The following is a 5,340-nucleotide window of genomic DNA, read 5'->3' as shown; positions in this document are numbered from 1 at the left end:
GAATTAAGGTGCGCGCCTGAGCTTGGCTCAACGGCTCGGTAGCGATGATATAGCTGCCAGCGGGCAGCACTTTGCCGCCCAAATTGCTATTCAAGCCATTGAGGTAGGCGTTGCAAGCCAGCACTAGGTTCTTCGCCCGCACCTTACCGTTGGCGGTGTGCACCACCACTTCGCTGCCATAGTCGATACGGCTAACAGCGGAGTTTTCGAACAGCTGCACACCCAGCGACTGCGCGGCGGCGGCTTCGCCCAACGCCAGGTTGAGCGGGTGCAGATGACCGGAGCCCATGTCGATCAGGCCGCCGACATAGCGGCTGGAACCCACCACTTGGTGCATGTCATCGGCATGCAGCAGACGCAGATCATGGCGGTAGCCCAAGCCGCGTAGCTCGGCGAGGTCGTCGGCGAAACCTTCAAGGTCGCTGGGTTTGTTGGCCAGGTCGCAGTAGCCCCAGGTGAGGTCGCACTGAATATTGAAGTGCTCGATGCGGCGCCGGACGATTTCCACCGCCTCCAGGCCGAGCAGTTTCAGCTCGCGCACACCGTCGGCGCCGACCACGCCGGCAAAGCGCTCAACGTCATGGCCCACACCGCGAATCAACTGCCCGCCGTTGCGCCCGCTGGCGCCCCAGGCGATCTGGTTGGCTTCCAGCAGCACCACGGATAAGCCACGCTCAGCCAGTTCGATCGCGCTGTTCAGCCCGGAAAATCCACCGCCAACGATGCACACGTCTGCGCGTAATTCGCCGTTCAGTGTTGGGTAGCTGAGCGGGCGATTGGCGCTGGCGGCGTAGTAGGAGGGGGCGTGCGATTGGCCAAGGCTTGGCTGAACGCTGGCGTTCATGTTTGAAATCCTGATTCTTATGTTTGGTAAATTTTACGCAGCATAAAGGCCGGGTAAGACCGGGCCAATAGGGCTGCGGGAAAAAACCTACGGTCTGTCGCTAATTGGCGTGAGCAGGAAGTGAACGGCGTACTTTTGCTACCATGCGCGCCCGCCGAGGACACCGCCCATGAGCTGCAACAGCCGCAAGATCGACCACCTGCGCCAGCGCATTCCCAGCTTTGCCTGTGTGCCGGGTTGCCACGATTGCTGTGGGCCGGTTACCGCCTCATCGGAAGAGATGTCGCGCCTGCCGGTAAAAAGCGAGGCAGAACATGACGCCGCGCTCGCTGAGTTCAACTGTGTGCACCTCGGCCCGCAAGGTTGCACGGTGTATGAACAGCGCCCGTTGATTTGCCGCCTGTTTGGTACAACGCCGCGTATGCCGTGCCCGAATGGCCGGCGGCCGGAGGAATGGATCGATGAGCGCGTGGAAAAAGGCGTGCATCAGTTGATCGCCAGCACGCGCCAGGTCTTGGTGTAGCTCGCCTCAGTCCGGCACTGGCAAGGTCAGGCTTTCCTTCACTTCTTCCATGACGATATAGCTCTTCGACTCACGCACATGCGGCAGTTTGAGCAGGATGTCGCCCAGCAATTTGCGATACGACGCCATCTCAGAAATTCGCGCTTTCACCAGATAGTCGAAGTGGCCCGAGACCAGATGGCACTCCAATACGTGCGGCAGCTTCAGCACCGCGCGGCGGAATTCTTCAAAAGTGTCGCCAGATTTGTAGTCCAAACTAATCTCTACAAATACCAGCAGGCTGGCCTTGAGGTGCTGCGGATTCAGCCGGGCGTTGTAGCCCATGATGATGCCTTCGCGCTCCAGGCGGCGAACCCGCTCGGTGCAGGGCGTGGTGGACAGGCCCACGCGCTCACCCAGCTCGGTAAAGGACAGGCGGCCGTCCTCTTGGAGGATGCGTAAAATATTACGGTCGATCTTGTCCAGTTCGCGACGGCTCTGATGCTGGGTTCTCATGGGAAATCCGCCTCTGTATTAAGGGCTTTTGCCAAGAATTCTCGCCAAATATAGCTATCAATACAGTGAAATGCACTGGCAACGGCTCCATATACTGCGCGGAATTTCGATCAAGATATCAAACGTCAGCGTAAAGTCGCGGCGAGGGAGATAAACCATGCGAGTTCTGGTGTTAGGTAGCGGCGTGATCGGCACCACCAGTGCGTATTATCTGGCTCGTGCTGGCTTTGAAGTGGTAGTGGTTGATCGCCAGGCGGCGCCCGCCATGGAAACCAGTTTCGCCAACGCCGGCCAAGTCTCCCCCGGTTACGCCTCACCCTGGGCCGCCCCCGGTGTGCCGTTGAAAGCCATCAAGTGGCTGCTGCAACGCCACGCTCCCCTGGCCATCAAGGCCACCGCCGATATCGACCAATACCTGTGGATGCTGCAGATGCTGCGCAACTGCACGGCCAGCCGTTATGCAGTGAACAAAGAGCGCATGGTGCGGTTGTCTGAATACAGCCGCGACTGCCTCGACGAACTGCGCGCCGAAACCGGCATCGCCTACGAAGGCCGCAGCCTTGGCACTACGCAACTGTTCCGCACCCAAGCGCAGCTGGATAACGCCGCTAAAGATATCGCCGTGCTGGAACAATCCGGCGTGCCTTACGAGCTGCTTGATCGCGACGGTATTGCTCGCGTTGAACCGGCGCTGGCCGGCGTGACAGATATCCTCGCCGGCGCCCTGCGCCTACCTAACGATCAGACTGGGGATTGCCAGATGTTCACCACTCGCCTGGCAGAAATGTGCGTGGAGCTGGGTGTTGAATTCCGTTTTGGCCAAAGCATCGAAAGCCTCGACCACGCGGGCGACCGCATCAATGGCGTATGGGTTAACGGCAAGCTGGAAACCGCTGACCACTATGTGCTGGCCCTGGGCAGCTACTCGCCGCAACTGCTGAAGCCGCTGGGCATCAAGGCGCCGGTTTACCCGCTCAAGGGTTACTCGCTGACCGTGCCAATCACCAATGGCGCCATGGCACCGACCTCGACCATCCTCGATGAAACCTACAAGGTCGCCATCACCCGTTTCGACAACCGCATCCGCGTTGGCGGCATGGCGGAAATCGCCGGCTTCGACCTGAGCCTGAACCCACGTCGCCGCGAAACCCTGGACATGATCGTCAACGATCTTTATCCACAGGGCGGCGACCTGAGCCGCGCCGAGTTCTGGACCGGCCTGCGCCCGACCACACCGGACGGTACGCCAATCGTGGGCGCGACCCCATATAAAAACCTCTTCCTCAATACCGGCCACGGCACCCTCGGTTGGACCATGGCCTGTGGCTCTGGCCGCCTGTTGGCCGATCTGATGGCGAAAAAACGTCCGCAGATCAGCGCCGAAGGTTTGGATATTTCCCGTTACGGCCACAGCAAAGAGAGCCTCAAGCATGCCCATCCAGCGCCAGCGCACTGAAACCCGTTACAGCGAAATTGTTATCCACAACGGCACGGTCTACCTGGCCGGGCAACTGGCTGATAGCTACGACGGTGACGCCGCTCAGCAAACGCGGGAAACCCTGAACAATATTGACCGCCTGCTCGCCGAGGCCGGTACTGACAAGAGCCATATCCTGTCGGTGACCATCTACCTCAAAGACATGGCGGCCGGTTATGCCGGGCTGAATGCTGTCTGGGACGCCTGGGTAACCCCTGGTACTGCACCAGCTCGTGCCTGCGTTGAGGCCAAGCTTTACACCCCCGAAGCGCTGGTGGAAATGACGGTTATCGCCGCCCTGCCGTAAGCCTGCTCCTCCCTAAAAAAAGCCAAGAAGACTGTCGCCATGCGTCCCGCCCGTGCCCTGATTGATCTCGCCGCCCTGCGTCATAACTACCGTTTGGCCCGTGAATTAACCGGCGCTCGGGCGTTGGCGGTGATCAAGGCGGACGCTTATGGGCATGGCGCCGTTCCTTGCGCTCAGGCGTTGCAGAATGAGGCCGATGGGTTTGCCGTGGCAGCCATTGAAGAAGCCTTGAGCCTGCGCGCTGCGGGTATTACCGCGCCCATTTTGTTGCTCGAAGGCTTCTTTGAGGCAGACGAACTGGAGCTGATCGCCGAGCATGATTTCTGGTGCGTGGTACATGCGCCCTGGCAGCTAGAAGCCATTGAGCGTTCGCGGATCAGCAAGCCGCTGCAGTTCTGGTTAAAGCTGGATTCGGGCATGCACCGCGTCGGATTTTTTCCGGAGCAGTACCAGGATGCATACCGCCGCCTGCAGGCCAGCGGCAAAGCGTCGAAAATTGTCTTGATGACCCACTTTTCCCGCGCTGACGAGCTGGAAAACCCGCGCAGCGAAGAACAGATGGCCGCGTTCGCCCAGGCGCGGCAAGGCTTGGAAGCGGAAGTCAGTTTATATAACTCACCCGCTATTCTCGGTTGGTCGTCACGCTTTCCCACATTGCAAAAAACCGACTGGGTGCGTTCCGGCCTGATGCTGTATGGCGCCAGCCCGTTCGAAACCGCGCACGACCACGCCACGCGCTTGCAGCCGGTGATGACCCTGGAGTCGAAGATCATCAGCCTGCGTGAGCTGCCCGCTGGCGAGCCGGTTGGTTATGGCGCGCGTTATGTCACTGAACAGCCGACCCGCGTCGGCGTGGTTGCCATGGGCTATGCCGATGGTTATCCACGCCATGCGCCGAGCGGTACACCGGTGACTATCGACGGCCATCCGAGCCGTCTGATTGGTCGCGTATCGATGGATATGCTCACCGTCGACCTTACTCATCTACCCCAGGCTGGCGTAGGAAGTCGCGTCGAGTTGTGGGGGAAACAGGTACTCGCCAGTGAAGTAGCGGCTGCCGCTGGCACCATTCCGTACCAGATTTTCTGTAATTTGCGCCGGGCCCCGCTCGTCTATTCCGGGGCCTAGCGGCTGGCCTGAACAGGATTGCCACCCAAGTGTTGTAAATACTGAACGCTGTTGCGATGATGCGCCCTCAAATCTGCATCTCTCCAAGGGGGCTCTATCATTGGACGTCGGCGTTCGACTGCAATCTATTCGCAAGCTTAAAGGCCTGTCTCAGCGTGAACTCGCCAAACGTGCGGGCGTCACCAACAGCACCATTTCCATGATCGAGAAGAACAGCGTAAGCCCCTCGATCAGTTCGCTGAAAAAGGTGCTGGCCGGCATTCCCATGTCGTTGGTCGAGTTTTTCTCACTCGAAGTGGAACAGGACAACCACACCCAAGTGGTTTACAAAGCAAGCGAACTGGTCGATCTGTCCAGTGGCGCGGTCACCATGAAATTGGTTGGCAAAGCGCATCCCAGCAGGGCCATTGCCTTTCTCGACGAAACGTATCCACCGGGTTCTGATACCGGCGACGAGATGCTCACCCACGAAGGTGAAGAGTCTGGTCTGTTGGTTGATGGGCGCTTGGAGCTGACCGTTGGCAACGAGATTTATATTCTCGAAAGCGGAGATAGCTACTACTTTG

The 5,340-nt window shown here is 59.2% G+C and carries 7 protein-coding genes; 5 read left to right on the top strand and 2 right to left on the bottom strand.

Annotation, left to right across the window (positions count from 1 at the left end):
• Positions 1 to 844 (bottom strand): FAD-binding oxidoreductase (locus AAAB16_RS10315; protein WP_340663244.1); only part of this gene is annotated, 844 nt, incomplete at its 3' end.
• Positions 845 to 1,013: 169 nt separating this feature from the next.
• Between AAAB16_RS10315 and AAAB16_RS10310 the strand changes: the two genes are divergently transcribed.
• A complete protein-coding gene (locus AAAB16_RS10310) occupies positions 1,014 to 1,367 on the top strand; it encodes a YkgJ family cysteine cluster protein (protein ID WP_340663243.1) in 354 nt (117 codons plus the stop codon).
• 6 nt (positions 1,368 to 1,373) lie between these two features.
• Here AAAB16_RS10310 and dadR read toward each other — a convergent pair whose 3' ends face one another.
• A complete protein-coding gene (gene dadR / locus AAAB16_RS10305; RefSeq protein ID WP_108098017.1) occupies positions 1,374 to 1,862 on the bottom strand; it encodes a transcriptional regulator DadR in 489 nt (162 codons plus the stop codon).
• A gap of 157 nt (positions 1,863 to 2,019) precedes the next feature.
• Between dadR and dadA the strand changes: the two genes are divergently transcribed.
• The 4 genes from dadA to AAAB16_RS10285 all read left to right on the top strand — a co-directional run.
• Positions 2,020 to 3,318 (top strand): D-amino acid dehydrogenase, encoded by a 1,299-nt coding sequence (gene dadA, locus AAAB16_RS10300; RefSeq protein WP_340663242.1) that lies wholly within the window; start codon positions 2,020 to 2,022, stop codon positions 3,316 to 3,318.
• On the top strand, positions 3,293 to 3,646 hold the full coding sequence (locus AAAB16_RS10295) for a RidA family protein (protein WP_110615829.1): 354 nt from the start codon (positions 3,293 to 3,295) through the stop codon (positions 3,644 to 3,646). Before dadA ends, AAAB16_RS10295 begins: the two co-directional genes overlap by 26 nt.
• A gap of 39 nt (positions 3,647 to 3,685) precedes the next feature.
• On the top strand, positions 3,686 to 4,774 hold the full coding sequence (alr, locus tag AAAB16_RS10290; protein WP_340663241.1) for an alanine racemase: 1,089 nt from the start codon (positions 3,686 to 3,688) through the stop codon (positions 4,772 to 4,774).
• A 100-nt stretch (positions 4,775 to 4,874) separates the two neighbouring features.
• Positions 4,875 to 5,340: helix-turn-helix domain-containing protein (locus AAAB16_RS10285; RefSeq protein ID WP_340663240.1), on the top strand; the 466-nt coding region annotated here is incomplete at its 3' end.

The sequence above is a fragment of the Pseudomonas sp. genome (assembly GCF_037994325.1).
Lineage (GTDB): Bacteria > Pseudomonadota > Gammaproteobacteria > Pseudomonadales > Pseudomonadaceae > Aquipseudomonas.
Note: the sequence above shows the minus strand (reverse complement) of the source record. Positions and strands in the feature narration are given on the sequence as shown.

Coding starts and splice junctions, on each gene's coding strand:
- AAAB16_RS10295 (WP_110615829.1), top strand. CDS start 3,293: ATGCCCATCCAGCGCCAGCGCACTGAAACCCGTTACAGCGAAATTGTT.
- dadA (WP_340663242.1), top strand. CDS start 2,020: ATGCGAGTTCTGGTGTTAGGTAGCGGCGTGATCGGCACCACCAGTGCG.
- alr (WP_340663241.1), top strand. CDS start 3,686: ATGCGTCCCGCCCGTGCCCTGATTGATCTCGCCGCCCTGCGTCATAAC.
- dadR (WP_108098017.1), bottom strand. CDS start 1,862: ATGAGAACCCAGCATCAGAGCCGTCGCGAACTGGACAAGATCGACCGT.
- AAAB16_RS10310 (WP_340663243.1), top strand. CDS start 1,014: ATGAGCTGCAACAGCCGCAAGATCGACCACCTGCGCCAGCGCATTCCC.